The sequence below is a fragment of the Arthrobacter sp. TMN-49 genome (assembly GCF_054511095.1).
This window is the reverse complement of sequence record NZ_JBTNDH010000002.1, coordinates 130,912-156,421: the sequence shown is the minus strand read 5'-3', so window position 1 is coordinate 156,421 and position 25,510 is coordinate 130,912. Positions and strand designations below refer to the sequence as shown.

General features: G+C 62.7%; 23 protein-coding genes. 6 read left to right on the top strand and 17 right to left on the bottom strand.

What is annotated here, in order from left to right; translation table 11 throughout:
* Nucleotides 1-9: 9 nt before the first annotated feature.
* The 12 genes from lepB to ffh form a co-directional block, all read right to left on the bottom strand.
* On the bottom strand, nucleotides 10-669 hold the full coding sequence (lepB, locus tag ACX80E_RS01870) for a signal peptidase I (protein WP_459299975.1): 660 nt from the start codon (nucleotides 667-669) through the stop codon (nucleotides 10-12).
* Between the two features lie 16 nt (nucleotides 670-685).
* On the bottom strand, nucleotides 686-1,045 hold the full coding sequence (gene rplS, locus ACX80E_RS01865) for a 50S ribosomal protein L19 (RefSeq protein WP_459299973.1): 360 nt from the start codon (nucleotides 1,043-1,045) through the stop codon (nucleotides 686-688).
* Between the two features lie 256 nt (nucleotides 1,046-1,301).
* Entirely contained in the window at nucleotides 1,302-2,099 is a 798-nt protein-coding gene (gene trmD, locus ACX80E_RS01860) for a tRNA (guanosine(37)-N1)-methyltransferase TrmD (protein ID WP_459299971.1), read from the bottom strand.
* Nucleotides 2,099-2,626: a ribosome maturation factor RimM gene (gene rimM, locus ACX80E_RS01855; protein ID WP_459299969.1), complete on the bottom strand. Its 528-nt coding sequence runs from the start codon at nucleotides 2,624-2,626 to the stop codon at nucleotides 2,099-2,101. The genes trmD and rimM overlap by 1 nt, the downstream gene beginning before the upstream one ends.
* Before the next feature lie 137 nt (nucleotides 2,627-2,763).
* Complete coding sequence (locus ACX80E_RS01850; protein ID WP_026555249.1) at nucleotides 2,764-3,006, bottom strand: RNA-binding protein; 243 nt, start codon at nucleotides 3,004-3,006, stop codon at nucleotides 2,764-2,766.
* A gap of 1 nt (nucleotide 3,007) precedes the next feature.
* A complete protein-coding gene (gene rpsP, locus ACX80E_RS01845; protein ID WP_459299966.1) occupies nucleotides 3,008-3,415 on the bottom strand; it encodes a 30S ribosomal protein S16 in 408 nt (135 codons plus the stop codon).
* A 302-nt stretch (nucleotides 3,416-3,717) separates the two neighbouring features.
* Nucleotides 3,718-4,170, bottom strand: a complete 453-nt coding sequence (locus ACX80E_RS01840; protein WP_459299965.1) for a hypothetical protein — start codon at nucleotides 4,168-4,170, stop codon at nucleotides 3,718-3,720.
* A gap of 57 nt (nucleotides 4,171-4,227) precedes the next feature.
* The gene (locus ACX80E_RS01835; protein WP_459299963.1) at nucleotides 4,228-5,121 is read right to left on the bottom strand and encodes a VOC family protein; all 894 of its coding nucleotides are present in this window, start codon (nucleotides 5,119-5,121) and stop codon (nucleotides 4,228-4,230) included.
* Between the two features lie 73 nt (nucleotides 5,122-5,194).
* Entirely contained in the window at nucleotides 5,195-5,710 is a 516-nt protein-coding gene (locus ACX80E_RS01830) for a GNAT family N-acetyltransferase (protein WP_459299959.1), read from the bottom strand.
* Between the two features lie 46 nt (nucleotides 5,711-5,756).
* Nucleotides 5,757-6,224, bottom strand: coding sequence for a hypothetical protein (locus ACX80E_RS01825; RefSeq protein WP_459299957.1), 468 nt, complete (start codon nucleotides 6,222-6,224; stop codon nucleotides 5,757-5,759).
* The gene (locus ACX80E_RS01820) at nucleotides 6,221-6,457 is read right to left on the bottom strand and encodes a hypothetical protein (RefSeq protein ID WP_459299955.1); all 237 of its coding nucleotides are present in this window, start codon (nucleotides 6,455-6,457) and stop codon (nucleotides 6,221-6,223) included. The genes ACX80E_RS01825 and ACX80E_RS01820 overlap by 4 nt, the downstream gene beginning before the upstream one ends.
* Nucleotides 6,458-6,539: 82 nt before the next feature.
* Nucleotides 6,540-8,114: a signal recognition particle protein gene (ffh, locus tag ACX80E_RS01815; RefSeq protein ID WP_459299953.1), complete on the bottom strand. Its 1,575-nt coding sequence runs from the start codon at nucleotides 8,112-8,114 to the stop codon at nucleotides 6,540-6,542.
* A gap of 407 nt (nucleotides 8,115-8,521) precedes the next feature.
* On the opposite strand from ffh, the gene ACX80E_RS01810 reads away from it, so the two are divergent.
* Nucleotides 8,522-9,922, top strand: coding sequence for a glucose-6-phosphate dehydrogenase (locus tag ACX80E_RS01810; protein WP_459300070.1), 1,401 nt, complete (start codon nucleotides 8,522-8,524; stop codon nucleotides 9,920-9,922).
* Between the two features lie 97 nt (nucleotides 9,923-10,019).
* Here ACX80E_RS01810 and ACX80E_RS01805 read toward each other — a convergent pair whose 3' ends face one another.
* The 3 genes from ACX80E_RS01805 to ftsY all read right to left on the bottom strand — a co-directional run bounded on the left by ACX80E_RS01805 (nucleotide 10,020) and on the right by ftsY (nucleotide 13,371).
* Nucleotides 10,020-10,358, bottom strand: a complete 339-nt coding sequence (locus ACX80E_RS01805; protein ID WP_459299951.1) for a P-II family nitrogen regulator — start codon at nucleotides 10,356-10,358, stop codon at nucleotides 10,020-10,022.
* Nucleotides 10,355-11,716, bottom strand: coding sequence for an ammonium transporter (locus ACX80E_RS01800; RefSeq protein ID WP_459299949.1), 1,362 nt, complete (start codon nucleotides 11,714-11,716; stop codon nucleotides 10,355-10,357). The genes ACX80E_RS01805 and ACX80E_RS01800 overlap by 4 nt, the downstream gene beginning before the upstream one ends.
* A 461-nt stretch (nucleotides 11,717-12,177) precedes the next feature.
* Nucleotides 12,178-13,371, bottom strand: a complete 1,194-nt coding sequence (gene ftsY, locus ACX80E_RS01795; protein ID WP_459299947.1) for a signal recognition particle-docking protein FtsY — start codon at nucleotides 13,369-13,371, stop codon at nucleotides 12,178-12,180.
* Nucleotides 13,372-13,437: 66 nt separating this feature from the next.
* Between ftsY and ACX80E_RS01790 the strand changes: the two genes are divergently transcribed.
* A complete protein-coding gene (locus ACX80E_RS01790) occupies nucleotides 13,438-14,664 on the top strand; it encodes an MFS transporter (RefSeq protein WP_459299946.1) in 1,227 nt (408 codons plus the stop codon).
* Nucleotides 14,665-14,976: 312 nt separating this feature from the next.
* Here the strand turns inward: ACX80E_RS01790 and ACX80E_RS01785 are convergent, their stop codons facing one another.
* Both ACX80E_RS01785 and smc read right to left on the bottom strand, forming a co-directional pair.
* Complete coding sequence (locus tag ACX80E_RS01785; RefSeq protein ID WP_459299944.1) at nucleotides 14,977-15,144, bottom strand: hypothetical protein; 168 nt, start codon at nucleotides 15,142-15,144, stop codon at nucleotides 14,977-14,979.
* Nucleotides 15,145-15,628: 484 nt separating this feature from the next.
* Entirely contained in the window at nucleotides 15,629-19,246 is a 3,618-nt protein-coding gene (gene smc / locus ACX80E_RS01780) for a chromosome segregation protein SMC (protein ID WP_459299942.1), read from the bottom strand.
* Nucleotides 19,247-19,498: 252 nt separating this feature from the next.
* Here smc and ACX80E_RS01775 point away from each other — a divergent pair, with 252 nt between their 5' ends.
* The 4 genes from ACX80E_RS01775 to ACX80E_RS01760 all read left to right on the top strand — a co-directional run bounded on the left by ACX80E_RS01775 (nucleotide 19,499) and on the right by ACX80E_RS01760 (nucleotide 25,478).
* The gene (locus ACX80E_RS01775; RefSeq protein ID WP_459299940.1) at nucleotides 19,499-20,524 is read left to right on the top strand and encodes a 3-oxoacyl-ACP synthase III; all 1,026 of its coding nucleotides are present in this window, start codon (nucleotides 19,499-19,501) and stop codon (nucleotides 20,522-20,524) included.
* A complete protein-coding gene (locus ACX80E_RS01770) occupies nucleotides 20,518-23,220 on the top strand; it encodes an alpha/beta fold hydrolase (protein ID WP_459299938.1) in 2,703 nt (900 codons plus the stop codon). Before ACX80E_RS01775 ends, ACX80E_RS01770 begins: the two co-directional genes overlap by 7 nt.
* An 8-nt stretch (nucleotides 23,221-23,228) precedes the next feature.
* Nucleotides 23,229-24,242, top strand: a complete 1,014-nt coding sequence (locus ACX80E_RS01765) for an NAD-dependent epimerase/dehydratase family protein (RefSeq protein WP_459299936.1) — start codon at nucleotides 23,229-23,231, stop codon at nucleotides 24,240-24,242.
* A 270-nt stretch (nucleotides 24,243-24,512) separates the two neighbouring features.
* Nucleotides 24,513-25,478, top strand: coding sequence for a hypothetical protein (locus ACX80E_RS01760; protein WP_459299934.1), 966 nt, complete (start codon nucleotides 24,513-24,515; stop codon nucleotides 25,476-25,478).
* Nucleotides 25,479-25,510 lie beyond the last annotated feature (32 nt).

The window sequence follows — 25,510 nt, the reverse complement described above, 5'->3', positions numbered from 1 at the left end:
GTGGCGGCGCTACGGCACGACTGCGCCGTCGCCGGTCAGGACGTGAACGCGGCCCAGCGGCCAGACTGTGGCGATCGGAGATCCAATGACTCGGTGGGTGGAGATCAAGCCACCGCCGGGAGCACCCAACAAGGATCGGGAGTCGAGGGAAACGCTTCGATGGTCACCCATAAGCCATAATTTACCCTGCGGGACGGTCACGTCGAACTTCACCGCGCTGGGTGCGTCTCCGGGATACAGGTAGCTTTCGGTCACGGGCACACCGTTGATTTCCAGCAGGCCGCTGGCCGAACAGCATTTCACCGTGTCCCCGGCAACTCCGAGGACACGTTTCACGTAGATGTTGTTGTTGGGGACCAGGCCCAACCAATGCCCGGCACCAACAACACCGTCCAGGACGGGGCCTGCGCCAGATTTCAGTGGCACAAACGATCCTCTGCCGTCGAAGACCACCACGTCGCCGCGCGCAATGGGCCTGTTGACGAAAGCGAGCCTGGAGACCAGCACGCGGTCGCCTGTGAGCATTGTCGGTTCCATGGATTCCGAAGGGATGTAGTAAACATCCAGCCAGGTGTTCCTCACAACCGCCAGGAATAAGAAGATGACAATGATTGCCAGCGAAACAAAACGCCAGCCCAGTTTCCTGGACTGGCGTTTCGCTTGAGTCAAAGTGCGTTTCCCGGTGTTACTTGGTGGGAAGGTTATCGCGCTTTTCCTTGATCTTTGCAGCCTTGCCGCGCAGGTTACGCATGTAGTACAGCTTGGCGCGGCGGACGTCACCCTTGGTGACAACTTCGATCTTTTCCAGAACCGGGGAGTGTACCGGGAAGGTACGCTCTACACCGACGCCGAAGGAGATCTTGCGAACCGTGAAGGTTTCGCGAACGCCGTCGCCCTGGCGGCCAAGGACGAAGCCCTTGAATACCTGGACACGTGCGCGGGAACCTTCAATGATGTTCACGTGAACGTTGAGGGTGTCGCCGGCGCGGAAGGCGGGGATGTCGCTGCGCAGGCTGGCTGCGTCAACGGAATCGAGAAGATGCATTTTTCTCACTCCAGGTAAACGCCACAGGTCATTTACTTTGTGTCACGAATTCCATGGACGGCCAAGCTGGCCAGTCATGGAAATCGAAAAGGTTTTGGACCGGTTACCTAGGATGGATCACCGGCGTGCCGCTCTGTTGACTAACGCTCCCCCTGTGGCAGGAACGCGCCCAGTCAGGCACATTTACCTATTTTGCCATACTCCATGGCGCCAGACTAATCGCACAGCTGAAAACCGTTGCCCCAAACCACGGCGTTTAGGCGTCGTCGCGGCGTGCTGCTTTGCCATCGACGACGGCGTAACCCAGGTCCCAGAGCACGTTCCTGTCCGCCTTGCTGAAGTTGGAAACGTCAAGGGCGTCAATCAAGTCCGGCCGGCGTTCGGCAGTGCGTCGCAGCTGGAGCTCCTTACGGAATTTGGCGATCTTGCCGTGGTTGCCACTGAGCAGCACTTCGGGCACGTCCCGCTCACGCCAGCTGGAGGGTTTCGTGTAGACGGGGTACTCCAACAAACCGTCGGAATGTGACTCTTCGATGAGTGACTCCGGGTTGCCCACCACACCGGGGATGAGCCGGCCAATGGCTTCAACCATGGCCAACACGGCAACTTCGCCGCCGTTGAGCACGTAGTCGCCGAGGCTGACGGGGCGCACGGTGTAGTGATCGGCCGCCCATTCCAGGACACGCTCGTCAATACCCTCATAGCGTCCGCAGGCAAAAACCAGGTGCTCCTCCTCAGCGAGCTCATAGGCCAGCTGCTGAGTGAACACTTCGCCGGCAGGCGAGGGCACAATGAGTGTGGGCTTGGCGCCCTTAGGCACCGGGGATGCCTGCGCAATGTCAGTGAGCGCCTGCGCCCAGGGTTCAGGCTTCATGACCATGCCGGCGCCGCCCCCGTACGGGGTGTCATCCACTGTGCGGTGCCGATCGGCCGTGTAGGAACGCAGGTCATGCACCGACAGTGCCAGGAGCCCCTCGGTGCGGGCCTTGCCAATCAAACTCAGATCCAGGGGCGCTAAGTACTCCGGGAAAATACTGACAACATCAAAGCGCATTATTCGGGCGTTCCTTCCGCGGCGTCCTTATTCACGGTGAACAGGCCAGCGGGCGGGGTGAGCCGCACGTAGCCTTCCTCAATGTTGACTTCGGGAACAATCTCATCCACGAAGGGGACATACACTTCATCGCCTTCGTTGTCCTGAACCAGGAGCAAATCCTGCACCGCCTGGGTGCGCAAACCAATCACCTTGCCCACTTTTTCGGTGCCGACCCGAACCTCAAGGTTCAGCAGCTCGTGTTCGTACCAGGCGTCGTCGTCCTCGTCATCATCTGATTCAAAGAACAAGGTGGCGCCACGCAGCAGCTCCGCCTCGTTGCGGGTGGTGGTGCCTTCGAAGCCGAGGAGGAGGATGTCCTTGTTCCAGCGCGAGCTCTTGACGGTCAACGTGCCCAGCGTCGCCGGCTCCACGACAAATTCAGTGCCGACGGCGAATCGTGAATCGGGTGCGTCGGTGAGGACAAGTGCTGTCACTTCGCCGCGAATGCCGTGGGGTTTGCCAATCCTGGCAACCTGAACCTGCATGAGTACTCCTAAGTACGTGGTTTTGATGGAAAAAAGTTTGGCCCCGACACCAATATGGTGCCGGGGCCAAACATTTGGCTTTACTGCTGAAAACTACTCGCACGGCCCAGGGGCTGTGCTAAGTTCCGGGACACGGGTCAGCGTCGGCGGTCGGTGTCGACAACGTCAACACGCACCGGTTCGCCATTGGCCAACGCAGCAACCACCGTGCGCAAGGCACGGGCGGTGCGGCCCTGACGGCCAATTACCCGGCCCAGATCGTCTTGATGAACGCGCACTTCGAGGGATTCCCCGCGGCGGTTGTTCTTGACGCTCACCTTGACGTCCTCGGGAGAGTCAACAATCCCGCGAACAAGGTGCTCCAGCGCTTCAGCCAACAAGCTACTCGGCCTCGGTGCTCTCAGGTGCCTCATCAGCGTCGGCCTTCTTGGCCTTCTTGGTGATGGCTTCCTTGATAACGACGCTCTTGGCTTCGGGTGCAACGAAAGCTGCCTTGGGAGCCTTCGTCTTCAGGGTGCCTTCGGCGCCCTTGAGGCCCTTGAACTTCTGCCAGTCACCGGTGATCTTCAGGATCTTGGCAACAGGCTCAGACGGCTGAGCACCGACGGAGAGCCAGTACTGAGCGCGGTCGGTGTCGACCTCGATGAAGGAGGGGTGCTCGGTCGGGTGGTACTTGCCGATCTCTTCGATGGCACGGCCGTCACGCTTTGAGTGTGAGTCCATAACAACGATGCGGTAGTACGGGGCGCGCATTTTACCAAAGCGCTTAAGGCGAATCTTTACAGCCACTTTTGTGGTTACTCCTGGTTCGAAAAAGGGTCGAACTCCGTTTCACGCTCCCGTGGGGCGGGCCGATCGGCGGACTTCTAAGGACAGGACCGTCACGCGGAGAGAGGGGCCGCGCGGATCGAGTACCTGTCCATTATGCCAGATAATTCTTGACCCGTGCCACTCGGTGCGCATTGCCCGTTACGTGTTGCCCTTAGGTGGTGCCGCGAATGCTGACCTTAGCCACAAAATTGCCCGGGTAACCGTGCATCTAGCGGCCAAGGTCAGCACTCGGTGACGTCAGGGTGCTGGGCGGCTGGGGTTCATTCGGCGGAGTAAAAGAACAAGCCCATCTTGGCGTTTTCCTCTGCTGCGGCGGTGGCTGCCGCGGCCATGGCGGCAAGGGCACGCAGCAACGGTTCGGTGACCTCGGGGGTTGACTCCATTTCCTCCGCCGCAGCCCATTGGGCGGCCAGTTCCACCACGTCTTCGGGCTCTTCGGGATCGTTCAGCTCGGCGAACACCTCCAGCAAGGCATCGGGAACGGCGAACAGGGTGTCCAGCTCAATATCCACAAGACTCAGCTCGGCAGCAACACCGGTTGCGTGAACCGCCTTGACGGCAAATTCACCCAGCACTTCAATCTCAAAGTCGCTCAGGCCGGGGGTCGGCAACACGGGGACGTCGACAGCCGGCGACTTGCCTGCCATCCGGGCCCTGGCACGGGCCACTGCTTGGTGGTGGTCGGCGATGAAGAACTCTGAGTAATTGGCCACGCATAAGCCTTTCAAGTTGAGGTTCCGGAGCATTGAGGACCGGAGGCAGCCGGCGCGTTAGCGCACAGCTGCTCTGGCATCAACAATAACGCGAATCCGGTTCCGCCATGGGTCTTCGAAGCTCAACTGCGCTCCGTCATGGGCCACGGCGACGCGTTGCTGCGCCAGCCGTTGTGCCAGCGCACCGATATCGTCGCTGTGAGGCAGCGCAATGTTCACCTCACCCAGGCCCAGCGTGTCCTTGCGTGGGCCGGCGCCGCGGCTGTTCCAAACGTTCATGGCCATGTGGTGGTGGTAGCCACCGGCGGACACGAACAGGGCCTGCCCGTGGAGGCTTGCCGTCTTCTCAAAGCCCAGGGTGTCCACATAGAATTTCTCAGCGGTTTGCACGTCACCCACCTGCAGGTGGACGTGTCCGACGACGGCCGGTGCCTGACGCTGGCTTGTCACCGACTCTTCACTCAGGTGGGTGGCCAGGAAGTCGTTGGGTGGCAGCGGAAGCGAGTCCATGACGACCGAACTGCCGGCCCAGCTCCATTCCTCGCGCGGCCTGTCCCAATACAGTTCAACGCCATTGCCCTCGGGGTCGGTGAAGTAAAACGCTTCCGAGACAAGGTGGTTGGCGCTGCCAACATAGGCTTCCGGGCCGTACTGCGCCGCGCTGAGAACCGTTGCGGCAAGGGACGCCTGGTCGTTAAACAGCAAGGCAGTGTGGAAGAGCCCTGCTTCCCCGCGCCCCGGCAGCCGTAGTCCGGCGGCAGGCTCCAAATGAATCAGGGGCACCGTGCCCCGGCCCAGAAACTGGCCGCCATCGGCCTCGGCCACAACATCAAGGCCCAGCGCCTTCTGGTAGTAGCTGCTCATCAGCGCCATGTCCCCCACCTTGAGCATGACGACGCCCATGCTCAGGTCGGCGGAAAGCTGGTCTTGTAGATGTAATTGATGTGTCATATAGTTTCAAACCTCGGCCATGGCGGAAATATTCCGCAGTGTGCGCCTACTCCCCCTGCGGCCGTTGCCTGCGTCAGTCCACGGTGCTGTTCAGGGGCGCCCGCATGGCGATCCGCTGGCCAAGCCTGTCCAAACCGAGTGCCTGCTCGGCGTGGATAAGCTCGCGGAGACCGGCCCCCCAGGCGGCGGAGGGCAACTCGACAAAGCCGCAACTGACGTAGAAGGGCGCGTTGAAAGGGACCTCCTTGAACGTGGTGAGCGTCATGGCGGGGAACCCTGCCTCCTGGGCCCAGGCCTTGGCGGCGGAGACGAGTGAGCGGCCTATCCCCTGCCGGCCGTAGCCGGGTGAGACGGCCAGCTGCGCCAGGTGAGCCATGCCATCCACAATGTCCAGCCGAACAAATCCCGCGGGGGGCCTGCCGGCAACCATGATGTGGAAGGCTGCGGCGAAATCGGCCGCTGTGCCCGGCGCTGGAAAGTCCGCAATGCTCATGGGCGGATCCAGCGTTTCAAAGACAGTGTCCGCTTCCGCCTCTATTGATGGCAGAAGCGCAAACTCACTCAAGGCGGCTGGCCGTATTTCAAACATATAAGAAGACTAACTCGTGGCGCCGACATTGGCCCCCAGTCGGTGATTATCCTTGTCGCGAGGCAACCGCTGCCTCAAGGAGTTTCTCGATCAACGCGGCACCGTCAAAGGTGTCCTGTGGCCTGTGCCCGCTGCGGTGGGTAATGTGTTGGGCGCCCGTAGCGCTCAGGTACTCGGCCACTTCTTCATACAGGGGCTCCCAGCCGCCGGTGATGACTGTGGTGGGCACGCCGGGAACGATGTGCAGCGGGGCATCCGTGGACGGCGCTTGCAGCCGGGCCCTGGCCGCAACGCGCGCATGAGACTCAACACTGGGGGCCGTGACCACTGCCATGAGGGTATTGAACTCCGCCAAATACTCTTCATCGGAGAGCTCGTGGGAGCGGGCACTAAGGTCCGCAAGATGAGAAGAATAGGCGGCCGTGGCGGGCAGCTCGGCTGTCAGCGAGAGCAGCAGCGGTTCGATCAAGATCAAGGAGTGGACAAGATCGGGGCGTTGCACAGCGGCCATCATGGCCGAGACAGCACCTTGGGAATGCGCAACCACATGCCCGCCGAGGCCAGCTCGTTGAGCACAATCTGGGCATCGGCGGCGAAATCTGTGGCCCGGGGAGGTTCGATCGCGTCGAACCCCGTCCGTTTGAGAAACAGACAGTCGTAGCGCCCGGCCAGGAGGTGTTGGGCTGGCCACGCCCCAGCACCGAAGCAGTCGATGCCGTGGACAAACACAATCCGGGTTTCACTCATGGCAGCAGGCTACCGGATACCCCTGACAAGGACCATGACGGCCGTTGCGGCACGGCCACACCGCCGACCTGAACCGCTGAAATTACTTGCCCAGGAACTTATCAAAACCCTTGGGCAGGTTAAGGTTTGCCGGATCGAAGTCTTCGGCACCGGCGCCAAAGGCTGCCCCTGTGGGCAGGGCCTTGGGTGCGTTGGCCTTTTCCTGTGCGGCCTTCAGTTCAGCGGCGGCCTTGGCCGGGTTGCCGGAGCGTGACTTCTTCTTGGGGCTCTGCTTGCCCTTGCGGGCGCTGCTGAAGCCGCCGGGCCCTGCCATGCCGGGCATGCCGGGGATGCCGCCGCCCTGTGCCATCTTCTTCATCATCTTCTGGGCCTGGCCAAAGCGCTCCAGCAGTCCGTTGACCTCGGAAACGTGGACACCGGAACCCTTCGCGATGCGGGCGCGGCGTGAACCGTTCACGATCTTCGGGGCAACCCGCTCATGGGGGGTCATGGAGCGGACAATGGCTTCAACCCGGTCAATTTCGCGCTCGTCGAAGTTCTCCAGCTGCTGGCGCATGTTCGCGGCACCGGGCATCATCATGAGCATCTTCTTCATGGAGCCCATTTTGCGGATCTGCTGCATCTGGGCCAGGAAGTCATCAAGGGTGAAGTCTTCTTGGTCGGCGAATTTCTTCGCCATGCGCTCCGCTTCGCCCTTGTCCCAGTTCTTTTCCGCCTGCTCAATGAGCGTGAGCACATCACCCATGTCCAGGATGCGGCTGGCCATGCGGTCGGGGTGGAACAGTTCAAAGTCGTCAAGGCCCTCACCGGTGGAGGCGAACATAACGGGCTTGCCGGTGATGGAGGCGACGGAGAGGGCTGCACCGCCGCGGGCGTCGCCGTCGAGCTTGGTGAGTACGACGCCGGTGAAACTGACACCTTCGTTGAACGCCTGCGCCGTGGCAACAGCGTCCTGGCCGATCATGGCGTCAATGACGAAAAGAACCTCGTCGGGGTTGATGGCCGCGCGGATGTCCGCGGCCTGCTTCATCAGTTCGGCGTCAATACCGAGGCGGCCTGCCGTGTCCACAATGACGACGTCGTGCAGCTTGGACTTCGCCTCGGCCAGACCGGCCAGGGCAACAGCTACGGGATCGCCGGTGGCACTTTCAAATTCGCTGCTCACACCCGGGTGGGGGGCGAAGACGGGGACCCCGGCGCGTTCACCGTTGACCTGGAGCTGCTTGACGGCGTTGGGGCGCTGCAGATCCGCGGCCACCAGCAGGGGGCTGTGCCCCTGGCCCTTGAGCCACTTGGACAGCTTTCCGGCCAGGGTTGTCTTACCGGCACCCTGCAGACCGGCCAACATGATGACGGTGGGAGGGTTCTTGGCCAGATTGATCCGGCGGGTTTCGCCACCAAGGATTGTCACCAACTCTTCGTTGACAATCTTGACAATCTGCTGCGCCGGGTTCAGCGCCTCATTGACCTCGGAGCCTAGGGCCCGTTCACGGACTTTGGAGGTGAATTCGCGAACCACGGGCACGGCAACGTCAGCATCCAGCAGGGCGCGACGGATCTCGCGCACTGTGGCGTCGACGTCGGCTTCGCTGAGCCGGCCCTTGCCACGGAGGTTCTTGAAAGTTGCTGTCAACCGATCAGATAGGGAGTTGAACACGCGCCGCGTACTTCTTTCGTCAGGGATTAACCAGCGCCCGCGCGACCCGGCCATCTGACCTGGCCGCGCATGACGGGCGCGGCAATTACATTATTCAGGATGAGACCGGCGAGATGAGGGCACTAGGCTCCCACCTCACTCCCTTTCCTGAGGGACTCAACTATCAAGGGTACCAACTAGCGGGCCACTTCGTTACACCCTCCCGGCGCGTTGACCTCCGGCACCACCGCCGCTGCGGGAGGCGAAAAGTCCACGCCACAATGGGCCATCGGGCACAATTTGTGGCAGCACAGTGACATGCTGAGGTCGTGATAGAAAACAGTTCAACCATCAGCGACGTCCCCACCGCCTCAACCCCCGGGCACGACGCCGGGTCCCCGGCCACGGCGGCTGGCGTCGGTGAGCGGATCAAGACTCTTGTTATTCTGGGCGCCTCGGGCGATCTGACGGGCAGGCTCCTACTGCCGGGGGTTGCCCGACTCATTGCCTCGGGGCGGGCCCCCGGGCTGTCCCTGGTGGGCGCCGGTAGCGATGACTGGCCCCCCGGGCAGTGGCAGGAACGACTCGCGGGCAGTTTTTCTGACGCCCTGACCCCGGGCGGTGAATCCACGGCTGCCGGGATTCAAGAGTTGGCGCGCGTGCAGGCAGCGAGCAGCTACCACCAGCTAGATGTCACGGCCAAGGGCGCGCTGGGCGCGTTCCTGAACGATGTTGCCGGACCGGTGGCGTTGTACTTTGCGCTGCCACCTGCTGTCAGCCAGAAGGCGTGCGAGATTTTGGTTGACAAGGATTTGCCTCCCGGCACTCGGCTGGTCATGGAGAAGCCGTTTGGTTCCAGCACCGAATCGGCGCAGCAGCTCAACGCCACCCTCGTCAGGCTGGTGCCCGAGGACCACATTCACCGGGTGGATCATTTCCTGGGCAAATCAACCGTGCTGAATATTATGGGGCTGCGCTTTGCCAACAGGCTCTTGGAGCACTCCTGGAATGGCGACCACATTGAAAAAGTGGAGATCGTTTTCGATGAACCCCTGACCTTGGAAAACCGCGCCCGGTACTACGACCACGCCGGTGCCGGCCATGACATGATTCAAAGCCACCTGCTGCAAATCATGGCGATCATGGCCATGGAACCGCCGGCCACGTTGGGCGAAAATGATGTCAGATCCAATATTGCCGCGGTGCTGCGGGCCAGCACTGTTGGCCCCGTCGGCACCAGCGAACCGGCCCTGCATTCTCGCCGCGCCCGGTACACCCGTGGCACCATTGGCGATCGTGATGTTCCCGACTATCTCGCCGAAGACGGCGTGGACCCGGCCAACGACACCGAAACACTGGCCGAGGTTGAGGTGTATGTGAACAATTGGCGTTGGGCGCATGTTCCCTTCATTCTGCGCTCCGGCAAGGCACTGGGCCGTGCCCGCAAGGAGGCCGTGGTGACGTTCAAAGCCGTCCCGCACTTGCCTGTTGGGTTCAAGGGCGCGGACTCACCCACCCGCCTGCATATCGGTTTCGGCCCCGCAACGCTGACGCTGGATCTGGATGTCAACGGGCCCGGGAACTTGTTCACCCTTGACCGCGTCCAGTTGCAAGCCGAGTTGGCCAGCGATCCCCTACTGCCCTACGGCGAAGTGTTGGACGGTGTTCTGAGCGCCGATCCTCTCCTGTCAGTGCGCGGGGACACTGCCGAGGAATGCTGGCGGATTGTGGAAGCAACCTTTGCTGCATGGAAGTCCGGGGCGGTTCCGATGGAGGACTATCCTGCCGGCAGCCTGGGCCCGGCCCAGTGGACCACCAGCAACGACTGACCACCTTCGTCTCGTATCGCAACGGCGGAGAACGACGGCGGCACCCCAGGTGAGTTCTTCTCTCACCTGGGGTGCCGCCGTCGTCCCTCGAAATGTGTTAGATGGCTGCTACGCCGCGTTCGCCGGTGCGCACACGGACCGCCTCAAACACTTCGATCATCCAGACTTTCCCGTCCCCTGCGGTTCCTGTGTTGGAGCTGGCAACGATGATGTCCATGAGGTCGTAGGCCTGATCGTCGATGGCCAAGACTTCAATGCGGATCTTCGGATGCAAATCAACCGTGTACTCAGCCCCGCGGTAAACCTCCGTGTGTCCACGTTGGCGGCCATAGCCGTGAGCCCCGCTGACGGTCAATCCCTGAACGCCATAGCTTTCCAGGGCGTTGCGAACCTCATCGAGCTGTTCGGGCCGGATTATCGCTGTAATGAGTTTCATGCATCAACCTTCGATTCTTCAGTGCTTGACTCCTTGGACCCGGAAGTCGTCGGTAGCCTTTCCAGCAGGGGTTGGAAGCTGCCTGAGTTGCGGCCGCCCAGGTCATAAGCGGATTCGGCGTGAACGGAGACGTCAATACCGTCAACTTCATGCTCGTGGGAGATGCGGAACCCCATGGTCTTGTTGATGATCCAGCCGATGATGAAGGCAAGCACGAACGAGTAGACCATGACGGCGAGGGCACCGATGCCTTGCTTGCCCAGAAGCTCAAATCCGCCGCCATAGAACAGTCCCTGGCCACCTGCCGGCGAGTTGGGATCGGCTGCGAAGCCAATGAACAGGGTTCCGATGATGCCGCCCACCAGGTGGACGCCCACCACATCGAGTGAATCGTCAATACCCATCCGGTATTTCAGTCCTACGGCCAAGGCGCAGACGGCGCCAGCGAGCAAGCCCAAGACCATTGACCACACGGGTGTCAGGGCCGAGCAGGCCGGGGTGACGGCGACCAAGCCGGCCACTGCACCGGATGCGGCACCCAACGAGGTTGCGTGTCCGTCACGGATCTTCTCGACCAAAAGCCAGCCCAGGATTGCTGCGGCAGGAGCGGCCAGTGTGTTGATCCAGGCGTAACCAGCCACGGCGTTGGCGCCCAGGGCGGAGCCGGCGTTGAAACCAAACCAACCGAACCAGAGCAGCCCGGCACCAAGCATCACGAAGGGGAGGTTGTGTGGGCGGTGGCTGGGATCCTTGCCGAAACCCTTGCGCTTGCCCAGGATCAATGCCAGGGCCAGAGCGGCAGCACCTGCGTTGATGTGCACCGCTGTTCCGCCAGCAAAGTCGATGACGCCGAGGCCTTGGCCGATCCAGCCGCCTGTGGGGTTGCCGTCGGCGTCCTCGGTGAATGAGAACACCCAGTGAGCGACGGGGATGTACACGACCGTGACCCAGATGGCTGCGAAGAGCATCCATGCGCCAAACTTGGCCCGGTCGGCAATGGCGCCGGTGATGAGAGCAACAGTGATGATGGCGAACACTGCCTGGAAGCCAACAAAGGCAACTTCCGGGATGGTGCCCACCAGGGGCATCCCGTCGCCAGTGTCGAGGACCCCTTGCAGGCCCAACTTCTCGAACGGGTTCCCCAGCAGTCCCCCGCCGACGTCAGCGCCGAATGTTGCCGAGTAGCCAAAGAGTACCCAGATGACGGCTACCACCGCGATGGCGCCAAAGCTCATCATCATCATGTTCAGCACGCCCTTGGCTCGGGTCATGCCTCCGTAAAAGAATGCTAGTCCTGGAGTCATCAACAGCACCAAAGATGCGGAGATTAGGACCCAAGCTGTATCGCCAGTATTCATTGGCTGCTGGCCTTTCATTGCGAGAGTTACTGCCTGCCGCTCCATCGGGGCTGTGCAATCTGGACTCTTACAATGGTGGTTCCCGCGTGTTTCGCCACGGCGCGCCAATGATTTCCAGCACGTTACATCTGCGGGGTGAGGGTTAACTTCGTGCAACGACAATGTTTCGGCAGTGTTTCCGCCGGGGAGAGTTGGGTGGGGCCACAACTCCGAGGGGCCCGGTCAAGACGCGCCAGCGGCTTGGCCGGGAGGAGTTGGGGACTAGCTCGCCTGGGCCTTGGTGACTACGACGGCGATTTGCACCCTGTTTCCGACCCCGAGCTTGTTCATCACTGCGAGGATGCCAGCTGATTATTTGTCATGCCGGCGGTAACCCGAAAAGTGCCCGCCGAGGCGGGCACTTTACGCTGATTTGTCATTTAGGGGACTAAACCGTGGCGATCACGACACGTTGCTGGGGCTTAGCTGAGCAGCGCGTCAACGAAACTCTCTGCGTCAAACGGAGCCAAATCATCTGCCCCTTCGCCCAGACCCACGAGCTTCACAGGCACCCCCAGGGATTTCTGGATGGCCACCACGATGCCGCCCTTGGCAGTTCCGTCGAGCTTGGTGAGCACAATGCCGGTGATATTCACAACCTCAGCGAAAACCTTGGCCTGGGTGAGGCCATTCTGGCCGGTGGTGGCATCCAGCACCAGCAGCACTTCATCTACTGTTCCCTGCTTTTCAATGACTCGCTTGACCTTGCCCAGCTCATCCATCAAGCCAACCTTGTTTTGCAGGCGGCCGGCGGTGTCGATCATGACAACGTCGACTTCCTGCTCGATGCCCGCCTTCACCGCTTCAAAGGCCACCGAGGCCGGGTCAGCCCCGTCGACGTCGGACTTCACCGTGGGAACACCCACACGGGCACCCCAGGTGGCCAACTGCTCAGCGGCTGCAGCACGGAACGTGTCGGCCGCGCCCAGGAGCACATCCTTGTTCTCGGCCACCAGCACACGCGCCAGCTTGCCCACAGTGGTGGTCTTGCCAACACCGTTGACGCCCACCACCATCAGAATCGCGGGGCGGTCGTCGTGGCGATCAATGTTCAAGGAACGGTCCATGGCGGGATCCACCAACTTGATCAGTTCCTCGCGCAACATGGCCTGGACGTGCTCGTGGCTTCGGGCACCCAAAACCTTCACGCGTTCGCGCAGTATGTCCACCAACTCCATGGTGGAATCGGTGCCAACGTCTGCCAACAGCAGCGTCTCCTCCACCTCTTCCCACACATCCTCATCGATGGTGTCCCGGGACAGGAGCGCCAAAAGCCCCTTGCCCAGAGCATTGTTGGACTTCGCCAGCCGCGCACGCAGCCTCACCAAACGCCCCTCAACCGGGAGCGGAGTCTCCACCGTTGGCGCCGCAGGCTCTTCCGGTGCAACAACAACGTCAATGTCCGACGTCGGAGCCTGAGTTTCGGGGCGCTCCTGCACCAATGTGTCGGTGGCCCCAGCAGCATCGTCTGAGTCCAGGGGGGCAGGATCGTTCGCGTCACGCGGACCCGAGTAGTCTTGGCTGCTACGCCGGGCCTTCAAGAAGACGGGAATGAGGCCACCAATGACGGCGAGCCCAACAACAATGGACAGGATGATGGGGAGAAGTTCGTTCACTCCCCCAGTCTCTCACGGTGGTTGCGAGCAAACAGTTGCCGCCCCGTTGTGAGAAACTTTTCCTTGATGTCAACGAAGAGCCCCCGCGCCAGAAACACTGCCGATGCACCCGCGTTTACCCTTGGACGAGATATCAAGGTCCTGATTGCCGCCGCGTTCCTCATCGCCATCGGCTTTGGCATTGTGGCCCCCGTTTTGCCGCAATTTGCGCGGAGCTTTGATGTGAGTGTGACCGCGGCGGCTGTTGTGGTCAGCGCTTTTGCCTTCACCCGGTTGACATTCGCCCCGTTGAGCGGCTGGCTGGTGGAACGGTTGGGTGAGCGCCGCACCTACATCCTGGGTATTCTCATTGTTGCCGCGTCCTCTGCTGCGTGCGCCTTTGCCCAGAACTATTGGCAACTCCTGCTCTACCGAGGCTTGGGCGGCATTGGCTCCACCATGTTCACCGTGGCCGCCATGGGACTGCTGATCAGGATGGCTCCTCCACAAGCCCGGGGCCGCATCTCCAGCTTGTACGCGGGCTCCTTCCTGCTGGGTAACATTGCTGGCCCGGTGGTGGGTGGATTGTTGGCTGGTTTCGGCATGCAACTGCCGTTCCTGGTCTATGCGGGAGCGTTAGTGCTGGTGGCGATTCTGGTGGCCACCCAGCTTCCGGCCGTGACGGCAGTTCCGGCACAACTGCGCACCGCATCAGCCCGCAAACAGGCCGCGCTGCCACTGCGAGCAGCCCTGGCGCTGCCGGCGTACAGGGCCGTGCTGACCTCCGGGTTTGCCAATGGCTGGTCGGCGTTCGGCATCCGGATGGCTCTGGTGCCACTTTTTGCCACGGCAGCCCTGGGCGCCGGAACGGAAGTGGCCGGCATTTCCCTGGCTGTTTTTGCCATCGGAACAGGGGCCGCCCTGACCTTCTCCGGCAAGCTTGCGGACAGCTGGGGCCGCAAACCCATGATCTTGGCGGGCCTGGGCGTCAACGGCCTTGCCATGGGAGTCCTTGGCTTTACCGGCAACGAATTCTGGTTCTTCGTGGTCTCAGCCATCGCAGGCCTTGGCAGCGGACTCATGGGGCCGGCCCAGCAGGCAACCGTGGCTGACGTGATTGGCAATGAGCGCTCAGGCGGCAAGGTCCTGGCCACGTTCCAGATGAGCTCTGACCTGGGCGCCATCGTCGGCCCCATCGCAGCAGGCATCCTTGTCGACACGTTCTCCTACGGTCCCGCCTTCGCCATGGCCACGGCCATCGCGCTGGTCAGCATCCTCTTCTGGCTGCCCGTGAAGGACACCAAGCTGTCTTAACAATCTATGTTGCAGTTGTTCCACCAATTGCGCTCTGTCAAACTAGCCATGTTTGGCTTGTTTTCGTCCTTTTCGTCCAACAACTGGATCATAGATTGGGGGAGGGACGCCGACCGCGTTCATCGCGATTGCCGCCGAAATCCAGGAGCTCGCAGGGGTGCAGGGTCATGGTTGGGGATCCGGGCATAATCAGCTCCGCCGGCATCGAAGCACTCAAGGATGCGTCCTTGGGCTGGGTTAGTGCCCTGGGGAACACTGCGGGTCGGGAAAACCCGGGGAAAAACAACATGGCCAAGCACTTGACGCTCACGATCACCACACAGAGGACCCGCGCGTGCCCGCAGAGCCCGTCGCCGCCGTGACTGGACAGATAATGCCGCTTTGAAATTTCATAGCGGCATTATCTGTCCAGTCAGGGTGCCGGAGGTAGCCCATCCATCCCCGTACGTAGCGGTTCAGTTGTTGAATGCGGTATTCCATGGAGACTTGCCGGATAGATCACGGATTTCTCCCGGTTCACCCTCAATTTCAGGTCTGATTCAAGGACTTTCGTCGCCTGCACCAACACCGAGCATCATGGGCGCTCCTACCCGGCAGGAACCCATACGAGACCGGCACAAACCCCGCATCAAAGACCGGGGAAAGGACTTGCGCAAGCGCTTGCTGGATCAGCCGATCCAGCAAGAACGGCGCCGGATGTTCATCTGCACCCAGCCCGTCAACACCTGCAGCACCACGATTACGCTCAAGACGTTTCACCGCGACCATCAGATTCTGCCGGTTCATCACTACGCACAGAAAGGGGCCATCCAGGATTCACCGGTGCCTCCTTACACCCTCTGTCACACAACCAGCGTCCTCCCGGATCTGTGTCGCACTTGTCGGACACGAAAACAGGACGAAAACACGTCAAAAACGGCCATTGATCCAACAACTGCCACAGAGATCTAGAGGGGTAGGGGGGTCAGGCGTTCGAAGCCGTGCGGTCCATGCGCTGGCTGATCACTGTTGAGACGCCGTCGCCCCTCATCGACACGCCATAGAGGGCGTCGGCAACATCCATGGTCCGCTTTTGGTGGGTGATGATGATGAGCTGGCTGGATTCGCGCAACTCCTCAAAAATGGTGATAAGCCGGCCAAGGTTGGTGTCATCCAGGGCCGCCTCCACCTCATCCATGACGTAGAACGGCGATGGTCTGGCCTTGAAGATGGCCACCAACAGGGCCACAGCCGTCAGCGAGCGCTCACCGCCGGAGAGCAGGGACAGCCGCTTGATCTTCTTGCCTGCCGGGCGGGCTTCAACCTCAATGCCAGTTGTGAGCATGTTCTGCGGATCCGTCAGAATCAGCTTGCCCTCACCACCGGGAAAGAGCCGGCCAAAGACCCGCTCAAATTGCGCTGCGGTGTCCGTGTAGGCGGCTGTGAAGACTTCCTCCACCCGCGCATCCACTTCCTTGATGATGTCCATCAAGTCTCTGCGGCTCGATTTCAAGTCCTCGAGCTGTGAAGCCAGGAATTGGTGGCGTTCCTCCAGCGCGGCAAACTCTTCCAGCGCCAGCGGGTTGACCTTGCCCAGGGCGGCGAGATCGCGTTCTGCCCGTTTGAGGCGCTTTTCCTGCTCCGCCCGGACAAACGGTGTACCCTCTCGGATTTCCGTTCCAGAATCGTCCACGCTGACGCGCAGTGCGGCCCACTTGTCAGTAACTTCCCCCGGGCCGTGCGGCACCAGCGTGTCCGGGCCGTACTCCGTGATCAGGTGGTCAACGCTCAGACCCAGATCCTCAATGGACTTGTTCTCCAGCGTTTCAATGCGCAACCGTTGGGCGGCTCTGGCCAGTTCGTCCTTGTGGACCGAATCAGTGAGCGTGGCGAGTTCCTTCTCGCCCGCCACAATGGCTGCCCGGACAGTCATCAATTCCACCTCACGGGCTGCCCTGTGCTCCTCGGCCGCATCACGCGCGTGCTCAGCCAATTCAATGGACTGCGCCACAAACCCTAGGATGTGTTCGGTGGCCAGTGCCACTGCTGCCGCCTTTTTGGCCTGAAACAAGCGCCTGTTGGCCCGCTGGGCCGCCTGTTCCCGGGCCAGCCGCTCAGTGGTTGCGGCGCGTTCCAGGGCTGCCGCGCGGTTTCTGACCGTGTTGAGCGAATCCTCGGTGCTGCGCAGCGAAAGCCTGGTTTCCAGCTCCACCGCACGGGCGGCAGTGGCAGCCGCAGCCAAGGCGTCACGCTCATCCATGGACGGCTCACCGTCGGCCGGGGCCTCCTGGGCGACCGCCAGCCGTGCAGCAATTTCCGCCAGGGCCTGCTGCTCCTTGGCAAGATTGGCAGTGGCCGCCGCCAACGCCGCAGCATGCCGTTCCGATTCCCCCGCCGCCGATCGCAAGGTGGCACCAAGAGAGCCCAGCCGTTCGGCAACTGCCGCCAGGCGGGCATCGGATTCGTGCAGTTCCGCCAGCGCACCAGCCTCGGCGTCAGCAAGCTCACGGCGTTGGGAACGCAATCCAGCCAACGCAAACCGTGCCTGTTCGCCACGGGCGGTGGCGGCCTGCAATTGCTCCTGCGTCTCCTCCACTGCTGCGGCCAGCTCCAACAACGACGGCGCCGTGGCCGAGCCGCCCTTGAGGTAGTACGCCGTGATCACATCACCGTGCGCGGTCACCGCCATCAAGCCCGCGTGGTGGGCCAGGACTTGCTGTGCCGCGGCCAGGTCGGGAACCAGCACCACGGCTGCCAGTAGGGCATCAAGTGCGGCGTCCAGCTCGGCCGGGCCGCTCACGTGCGCACGGCCCACGACGGCGCCGGCCACAGCATCCGCCGCGGCCTCCGCTGCGGTGCGCAGGGCGGTGTGGTGCGACGACGGCGCGGGCGTGCCGGCCAGCACCAAGGTGACTCGTCCGCCGTCGTCAGTCTTGATCAGGTCCAACGCGCCCAGGGCCGCCGCCATGTCACTGACGGCAACACCCTCGGCGGCTGCATCCAATGCGGCGGCAATGGCTGTTTCGTGACCGTTGGCTACCTGGATCAGCGCAGCCATGGCGGCCACAACACCCGGCGGCGCGGCGGCCAGCAGGTGGGCGCCGGCATCCTTGCGCAGCAAGCCCACGGCGAGGGCGTCACGCCGGGCGGTGAGCGAATCGCGAACACGTTCGGCAGCCAGCTGATCGGCGCTCAACGCCTCGATGCGCTCATCCAGTTCGGCGAGGGCCGCGGCCGCAAGCTCGAAGTGCGCGTCAAGGCGTTCCTCGCCCGCCTCCACCCCTGCCACTTGCGCTTCCAGGGCGGCAAACTCCTGGGCTGCGGCGCCGTGGCGTTCGGCACCTGCCGCCTTGCTCTGGTGCAGCCGGCCAATCTCGGCTTCGGCGGACTCCACCCGGGACCGCGCCGAAGACACCTTCCCGGCCAGCCGGGCCAGCCCCTCACGCCTGTCGGCCGTGGCCCGCATCAGCTCCCGGACGCGCTGCTCCTCGGCCCGGACGGCGGCCTCGGTTTCTTCCTTGATCTCCATGGCAGTGTCCAGCCCGTACCGGCGCTCCTCCAACGCCACATCCAGCTCGGCCTCCTCGGCACGCAAACGGCCGGCTTGTTCGGCCAGCCGGTCCGGGTCACGGCTGGGATCTGCGACGGCGTCCGGGGCGCCCAGGTGGCGTTGCCGTTCGGCGGCCAGCGCCCCCATGGCCTTGAGCTGATCGCGGGTGGCACACAGCTGATACCAATCGTCCCTGGCAGCGTTGCGGACAGGCGTGGCCGCGGCGGCGAGTTGTTCCAGTTCGCCCTGCTGCTCACGCCCGGCGAAGAGTTGCTTTTCCACCAGTTCGCGTCGGTTCTTCAGGGCCAGCTCATCCGCTGCGTCTTTTTCCACGGCGGTGCTGAGCTGGACTATTTCATCCGCCAACAGCCGGGCCTTGGCGTCCCGCAGGTCAAATTGCACGCTCTGGGCGCGCCTAGCCACGGCAGCCTGCTTGCCCAGGGGTGTGAGTTGGCGGCGAATCTCCCCTGTCAGGTCGGTGAGGCGAGCCAAATTGGCGCTCATGGCGTCAAGCTTGCGCAGGGTCTTTTCTTTACGACGCCGGTGCTTGAGAATTCCTGCCGCCTCCTCAATGAAGCCGCGGCGGTCCTCCGGCGTCGCGTGCAGCACCTTGTCCAGCTGCCCCTGACCCACGATGACGTGCATCTCACGGCCCAGCCCGGAATCGGACAACAGCTCCTGAATGTCCAGCAGCCGGCAGGACGTGCCGTTGATGGCGTACTCGGAGCCGCCGGCTCGAAAGAGCGTGCGTGAAATGGTGACTTCGGCATAGTCGATCGGCAGGGCGCCGTCGGCGTTGTCAATGGTCAAGGCAACATGGGCGCGGCCCAACGGCGGTCGTGCCGAGGTGCCGGCAAAGATGACATCCTCCATCTTGCCCCCGCGCAGGGTTTTGGCACCTTGCTCGCCCATGACCCAGGCCAGCGCATCCACCACATTGGATTTGCCCGAACCGTTGGGGCCCACAACAGCCGTGACACCCGGTTCAAAATCAAAAGTGGTGGCCGAGGCGAAGGACTTGAATCCGCGCACGGAAAGACTTTTTAGATGCAAACTGGTTTCTTCTCCCGCGCCGGACTGTTTCTCACAAGCCAATCTACCGTGAAAAGGCTCCGCGCACAGGGGTCGTGCACCGCGTGTATGCGTTGTGGCGTATGTGCATGATCACCCCTATAAGGTGCATAGTTAAGGGTGGGTCTTGATGAACCGTGGGGGCTGTAACAAAGAACATCCCATGAATCAGGATCAGGTCACCGAAATTTCTGTGCCAAATGACACCGAATATCTCAAGAAGAAGGCTGGAACTTGATCGGCAATGCTACGTTTCGACACCACAATACTGCCTTGCTTGCCGTCTCCAGCATTGAGGCTCCGGTAGTTGTCCGTTCCAGCGATTTTGACACCCGCCTTGCCCCAAGCCTGAAACGGTTGAAGCTTTCCAAGCGTTTGCTTGAGCGTGTTGCAGGCGTGGAGGAACGCCGCTGGTGGGCGCCCGGGACGTCCTTTGACGACGCAGCCATTGAGGCGGGCGCCAAGGCGTTGGCGGAGTCGGGCATTGATGCCAGCCAGGTTGGTTTGTTGATCAACACCAGTGTCACCCGCCGCAACCTGGAGCCCTCGGTTGCCGTGAAGATTCACAACGGTCTGGGCCTGCCGTCCTCGGCCATGAACTTCGACGTGGCCAACGCCTGCCTGGGCTTTGTCAACGGCATGATGCTGGCCGCTAACATGATCGATTCCGGCCAGATCAAATATGCACTCATTGTGGCCGGTGAGGACGCCCAGGCCACCCAGGAGACAACTTTTGAGCGCTTGAACGCCGAGACCTCAACCCGCGAGGACTACTTGCGCGAGTTTGCCACCCTGACCTTGGGATCCGGGGCAGCGGCTGCCGTGATTGGCCCGGCCGATCAGCACCCGGGCGGCCACCGTATTCTGGGCGGCGTTTCGCGCGCCGGCACCGAACACCACGAACTGTGCGTTGGCGGTCCCGATGGCATGTTCACCGACACCAAGGGCCTGTTGGATAACGGCTTGAAGCTTGTCACCGATGCCTGGCATGAGGCCCACACCGACGGTTGGCAGTGGGGTTCCATGGACAGGTACGTCACCCACCAGGTCTCCAACTCCTACACCAACGCCATCATCAAGGCTGTGAACTTGGTGCGCGGCAAGGTACCCATGACGTTCCCCAAGTGGGGCAATGTGGGCCCGGCGTCGCTCCCCATGACCTTGGCGCAGGAATCCGACAGCCTCAACAGCGGCGACAGGGTGCTCTGCATGGGCGTGGGCTCGGGACTCAACACGACCATGATGGAAATTCAGTGGTAGCTGCGGCGTTGCCGTCCACGGAACGCCCCGAGCCGTGGCCCGGCGTCCACGCTAGCTGGCGCCGGACGCTTCCCGTGCCCTCAACGGCAGGGGTGGATGCCCCCGGAACAAGCCGGCAATGGCATTTTCTGGACAACGCTGAGGACGTCGCCGCCACGGGCATGGAACCCGTCGGCACGCTACTGTGCGTGCATGGCAACCCCACCTGGTCCTACCTGTGGCGTACTTTGCTGGCTGAAGCCACCTCCCCAACCACTGTGGCAGCCGGCGGTCCGTGGCGCGTCATTGCCGTGGACCAGCTGGATATGGGCTTCTCCGAACGAACCGGCACCTTCCGCCGTTTGGAGGACAGGATCACAGATCTTGGTGACCTCACGGAGGCGCTGGGCCTTGACGGTCCGGTTGTCAGTGTGGGGCACGACTGGGGCGGCATCATTTCCCTGGGTTGGGCCACCCGGCACCGGGATCAGCTGGCCGGCGTCGTGCTGACAAACACAGCAGTCCACCCGGCGGGTTTTTCGCTGCCAGCTGCCTTGAAACTTGCCTTGCACCCAGCCGTGCACCCCTGGGGCACCAAGACTTCCCCGGCCTTCTTGAACGTCACGCACGGACTGGCTCAACCGGCGTTGGACGAGGACGTCCGGGCGGCCTTCATGGCACCTTACCGGGGTGCGGCGCGCCGCGGCGGTGTTGGCAATTTTGTGGCCGACATTCCGGCCAGCGAATCGCACCCGTCCTGGCCGGCCCTGGCCGCCGTGTCCTCCGGCATCGGCACCCTTGAGGTTCCGGCGTTCATGCTGTGGGGTCCCAAAGACCCCGTGTTCTCCGATCTGTACCTGCGGGACTTGCTGACACGACTGCCACACGCCGATGTGCACCGCTTTGAAGGTGCCAGCCATCTTGTCCAGGAAGACCGGGACATCGCCACACCCACGTTCGCCTGGCTGGCGCAGAACGTCCCCAGCCGCTCCCACGGCTCGCAAGCTCCCCCCGGGACGCTCGCGGCCGCAGCCCCAGCCCACGCCGGGGATGCAGCCGCGTATACGCCCATGCTGGCTGCACTGGATGCCCGCCGCACAGACACCTCAACGGCAGTGGTGGACATGCTGCCCGCTGGAGCCACCAAGGAACTAAGCTGGGCCGGCCTTGCCCGCGACGTTGACGACCTCGCCGCGGGCCTGCGCCAACTCGGCGTCAAGGCCGGGGATCGGGTGAGTTTGCTGGTGCCTCCGGGCATCACGCTGACCACACTCATCTACGCGTGCCTGCGCCTGGGCGCCATCGTTGTGGTGGCTGACGCTGGTTTGGGCACGCGCGGGATGAGCCGTGCCATCAAGGGTGCCGGTCCGGACTATTTGATAGGCATTGAGAAGGCCCTTCTTGGCGCCCGCCTCTACAACTGGCCCGGCGTGAAGATCGCGGCAGAGGATTTCGCCCCTGCCACGGCCGCCGCCCGTCAGAAGGTCCTGAACGTGGCCGCCACCGTTCCGCTCCTCATGGCCAATGGCCGTGTGGATCGCCTGGCTGGCACCCGTGCCGGATTTAGCACAGCCGATCCAGATACCGATGCTGCGGTGCTGTTCACCTCCGGCTCCACGGGCCCCGCCAAGGGTGTTGTCTACACGCACCGCCGCCTGGCAGCGATGCGGGACACGCTGGCGGCAACGTACTCCCTGGCCGCCGGGACCGCCCTGGTGGCAGGGTTCGCACCCTTCGCACTGCTGGGACCTGCCCTTGGCGCCACCACAGTGACCCCGGACATGGATGTGACGGCACCGCGCACGCTCACTGCCGCGGCGCTGGCCAATGCCGCAGCAGCCATCAACGCCACTGTTGTGTTTGCCTCGCCTGCTGCCCTGGTGAATGTTGTGGCAACAGCTGCGCTCCTCTCACCCCAACAGCACAAGGCGCTGGCCGACGTCGGACTTGTCTTGTCGGCAGGGGCCCCCTTGGCCGAGCAACTGCTGCGGCGCGTGCAGCAGCTGACACCCAACGCCGCGTTGCACACTCCTTACGGCATGACGGAGGCACTGCCGGTGACCGACATTGACTTGGCCGGGATCAGCGCTGCCGGTGTTGGCAACGGTGTGTGTGTTGGCGTGCCCGTCAGCGGCGCCCAGGTGGCCATTGCGCCCCTGGACGCCGACGGCAATGTGGTTCCCACTCCCACCTTCGAGGCGCAGGTGACGGGCGAAATCCTTGTCAGCGCCCCGCATGTCAAGGAACGCTACGACCGTTTGTGGATCACCCAGCAACGCAGCACCGCGATTCCCGGCTGGCATCGCAGTGGCGACATTGGGCACCTAGATGGTGCCGGGCGGCTCTGGGTTGAGGGCCGGTTGGAGCATATTCTGTGTACGCCAGCCGGCGTCAAGACCCCCGTTGCGGCGGAGCAGGCAGTGGAGCTTGTGCCCTCGGTGGCCCGCGCAGCCGTGGTGGGCGTTGGGCCTGCCGGGACCCAAGTGGCGGTCGCCATCGTTGAGACTGATCCTGCGGCGAAGCGTTCGGCTCTTGCCCCGGCTGCGTTGGCAGCTGCGGTGCGTGCCGCCGCAGTGAGCGTTGACCTGCAGCTGGCGGCCGTGCTGGTGATTGATTCGATGCCCACCGATGTGCGCCACAATTCAAAGATCGACCGCGCCAAGCTGTCCCGCTGGGCCGGGCGGATGCTTGCCGGCGACAAGCCGGGCCGTCCATGAGCGCGTCCATGGCTGAGATGTCAGCCGGTGTTGGCGGCCGCCGGGTCCTGGTGACCGGTACCAGCGGTTTGTTGGGGCGCGCCGTGGCACAGCTTCTCTTTGACCGCGGATATTCGGTGGTCACCTTGCAGCGCCGAGCCGTTGCTGCGCCCTGGGATTCACTGCAGGGCTCCGTGGCCGATCCGGATGTGGCAGCCCGCGCAGTCCGCGGCGTTGACGCGGTAGTGCACCTGGCGGCCAAGGTCTCCTTCACCGCCGCGTGGGATGAGTTCGTGACAACCAATATTGTTGGCACCCGGCAGCTCATCACGGCCGCCCGGCATGCCGGTGTGCGCGACTTTGTGTTTGTTTCATCCCCGTCGGTGGCCCATCTTGGTGCCGCCATTGTGGGCAGCGGCGCCGGCGTAGCCAGCCCCGAATTTGCCCGTGGCCACTACGCCCGGTCCAAGGCTGCCGCCGAGGAACTGGCCCTGGCGCAAGACTCCCCCACTTTTCGTGTCACCGCCATCCGCCCGCACGTTGTGTGGGGCCCCGGCGACACCCAACTGGTGGAACGCGTGGTGGAACGCGCCCGGGCGGGCAGGCTGCCCCTGTTGGACGGCGGGCGGGCCTTGATTGACACCACCTATGTGGACAATGCTGCCGAGGCCATTGTGCGCGGACTGGAACGCATGGATTACGCGCACGGCCAGGCCCTGGTGGTGACCAACGGTGAACCACGCCCTGTTGGGGAACTGATTGCCGGCATCTGCGCGGCAGCAGGTGTCCGTGCACCGGGCTATTCGGTTCCTGGCTGGCTGGCCCGAGGTGCTGGCTCCGCCATTGAGAAGACGTGGACTGCCGCTGGCAGCCGCGGCTGGGTACACGACGAGCCTCCCATGACCAGGTTCTTGGCCGAGCAGCTCTCCACGGCCCACTGGTTTGACCAACGCCACACACAGGCTGTTCTGGATTGGACTCCTGCCATCTCCCTCGATGAGGGACTGGCAAAGCTGGCGGAGCACTACCGGGCGCAGGGCTAGGCACCGCCGCTGCCACGGCCCGGCTGGTTCGCGGCTGGTGCCCGGCCGGTTGCCCGGCTGGTTCGCGGCTGGTGCCCGGCCGGTTGCCCGGCTGGTTCGCGCGAATGCTGACCGTGGCCACAGTAGCCCGCGTGCAACCATGCATCTCGCGGTTGGTGTCAGCAAAAGATTTCTTGTTCATGCGGATCCGGCCCTGTGTTGTCCACAGATTTGCCGTTTTGGCTGGTTGGGCCCTTGCCGGCAGGCCCGATTCTTTCCAGAATCAGCCTCATGGACGTCGACGATGTAGCGAACTCATTTGCAAGGCTCTGGCCCCCTGAACGTGTTGTGGCCACCACCGGACAGCTGCTCCATGCCGGCTTGGACACCAGAACCATCGAAGCTGGTGTGCGGTTGAACTTGCTCCTCCGCTTACGGCGCGGGGTTTACGTTCCTCGGCAGAGGTGGCAGAAGGCCATGCCGTGGGACAGGGACAAGCTGGCGCTCGCCGGCCACATTGCGGTCAGCAACGGCAGCTATGTGTATTCTCATTTCAGTTCAGCACGCCTCCACAAGCTTCAGCTGTGGAATAGCTCAAAATTGATTCACGTCACCACGCCCTACAGTTCCTCGCCCTCGCGGACGTCACCGGATATCGCCGTCCACTTTGCCAAACTTGCCCCCAGCGACGTAGTCCAACGGTTCATTCCGGGGGTTGGCCTGGCCCGCCACACGAATCTACCGCGCACAGTGTTGGAGTGCGCCATGAGGGGTTCCCTGGAACAGGCTGTCATTATTGGTGATTCGGCGCTCAATGCAGGTCTGGAGCTGCACGAACTTCAGGAGCTGGCGGAGTCATTCCTTGGCTGCCGAGGGATCAAGCGGGCACGCCGGGCCATCAAAGCCCTCGATGGCGGCTCCGAATCAGCCGGTGAATCCAGAACTCGCCTCCTAGTGCGCGAGCTCCCCATTGAGCAGCCTGAGCTTCAAGCATGGCTTGACACTGCCAACGGCCCCTTCCGCGTGGATTTTGTGTGGCGCGGCATCCGGCTAGTTCTCGAATTTGATGGGGACACCAAATACTTTGACTACAAGCCCACCGCCGAAGCATTGATAGAGGAGCGTGAACGTGAGAACGCCCTGATCGAGGAAGGCTGGCGGTTCATCCGCGTCAAGTGGCAGCATCTGAGCAACCCCGAGCTTCTCAAGGCCAGGATCATGAATGCCTATCTGGCAGCCCAGCAAGCCGCCGCATGAGCCTTCCGGCCCGATTATCTTCCGGGCGCCCT

What these genes read in the sequence shown, in the direction of transcription:
- rplS (WP_459299973.1), bottom strand. Translation starts at nt 1,045, where the DNA reads ATGCATCTTCTCGATTCCGTTGACGCAGCCAGCCTGCGCAGCGACATC.
- trmD (WP_459299971.1), bottom strand. Translation starts at nt 2,099, where the DNA reads ATGCGCTTTGATGTTGTCAGTATTTTCCCGGAGTACTTAGCGCCCCTG.
- rimM (WP_459299969.1), bottom strand. Translation starts at nt 2,626, where the DNA reads ATGCAGGTTCAGGTTGCCAGGATTGGCAAACCCCACGGCATTCGCGGC.
- ACX80E_RS01835 (WP_459299963.1), bottom strand. Translation starts at nt 5,121, where the DNA reads ATGACACATCAATTACATCTACAAGACCAGCTTTCCGCCGACCTGAGC.
- ACX80E_RS01830 (WP_459299959.1), bottom strand. Translation starts at nt 5,710, where the DNA reads ATGTTTGAAATACGGCCAGCCGCCTTGAGTGAGTTTGCGCTTCTGCCA.
- ACX80E_RS01825 (WP_459299957.1), bottom strand. Translation starts at nt 6,224, where the DNA reads ATGATGGCCGCTGTGCAACGCCCCGATCTTGTCCACTCCTTGATCTTG.
- ACX80E_RS01820 (WP_459299955.1), bottom strand. Translation starts at nt 6,457, where the DNA reads ATGAGTGAAACCCGGATTGTGTTTGTCCACGGCATCGACTGCTTCGGT.
- ACX80E_RS01805 (WP_459299951.1), bottom strand. Translation starts at nt 10,358, where the DNA reads ATGAAACTCATTACAGCGATAATCCGGCCCGAACAGCTCGATGAGGTT.
- ACX80E_RS01800 (WP_459299949.1), bottom strand. Translation starts at nt 11,716, where the DNA reads ATGAATACTGGCGATACAGCTTGGGTCCTAATCTCCGCATCTTTGGTG.
- ACX80E_RS01790 (WP_459299946.1), top strand. Translation starts at nt 13,438, where the DNA reads ATGTCAACGAAGAGCCCCCGCGCCAGAAACACTGCCGATGCACCCGCG.
- ACX80E_RS01785 (WP_459299944.1), bottom strand. Translation starts at nt 15,144, where the DNA reads ATGGAATACCGCATTCAACAACTGAACCGCTACGTACGGGGATGGATG.
- ACX80E_RS01765 (WP_459299936.1), top strand. Translation starts at nt 23,229, where the DNA reads ATGGCTGAGATGTCAGCCGGTGTTGGCGGCCGCCGGGTCCTGGTGACC.
- ACX80E_RS01760 (WP_459299934.1), top strand. Translation starts at nt 24,513, where the DNA reads ATGGACGTCGACGATGTAGCGAACTCATTTGCAAGGCTCTGGCCCCCT.